This window comes from Corallococcus sicarius (assembly GCF_003611735.1).
GTDB lineage: Bacteria > Myxococcota > Myxococcia > Myxococcales > Myxococcaceae > Corallococcus > Corallococcus sicarius.
On record NZ_RAWG01000768.1, the window covers coordinates 1 to 421 of the forward strand.

Annotated in this window: 2 protein-coding genes; both read left to right on the forward strand. The window is 55.6% G+C overall.

Features of this window, described 5'->3' with window-relative positions:
• Window positions 1–28 precede the first annotated feature (28 nt).
• Entirely contained in the window at window positions 29–142 is a 114-nt protein-coding gene (cydX, locus tag D7X12_RS42070; protein WP_058962355.1) for a cytochrome bd-I oxidase subunit CydX, read from the forward strand.
• On the forward strand, window positions 142–421 hold a 280-nt coding region (ybgE, locus tag D7X12_RS42075), incomplete at its 3' end, for a cyd operon protein YbgE (RefSeq protein WP_120630602.1). The genes cydX and ybgE, both read left to right, overlap by 1 nt.

Sequence of the window (421 nt, forward strand, 5' to 3'; positions counted from 1 at the left end):
CTCCCTGTACTGATTAAGGAGATTGAGCATGTGGTATTTTGCCTGGATTCTCGGCACCCTGCTGGCCTGTGCGTTTGGCGTGATCACGGCGCTGGCGATTGAACAAGCAGAAGAGAGCGGTGCGAAGGACAAACAGCACTGATGCGCACGCTGATTCAGACGCTGTATCGTCTGATGGACAAGGGCCCATTGCGGGCCCTTTCACTAATACTGGCGCTGTGGCTGGCGGGCTGTGTTATCTGGCAACCGTCACGCTTTGCTGCCCGTACGAGTGAACTCGCCATCTGGCATGGATTACTGCTGATATGGGCGGTGTGCACCGGCGTGATTCATGGCACCGGTTTTCGTCCCTTGCAAACGCGCTGGCGTGCCGTGTTTTCCCCTTTGCCGGCGATGATTGTTTTAGTGTTAGGGATTTACT

Coding starts and splice junctions, on each gene's coding strand:
- cydX (WP_058962355.1), top strand. CDS start 29: ATGTGGTATTTTGCCTGGATTCTCGGCACCCTGCTGGCCTGTGCGTTT.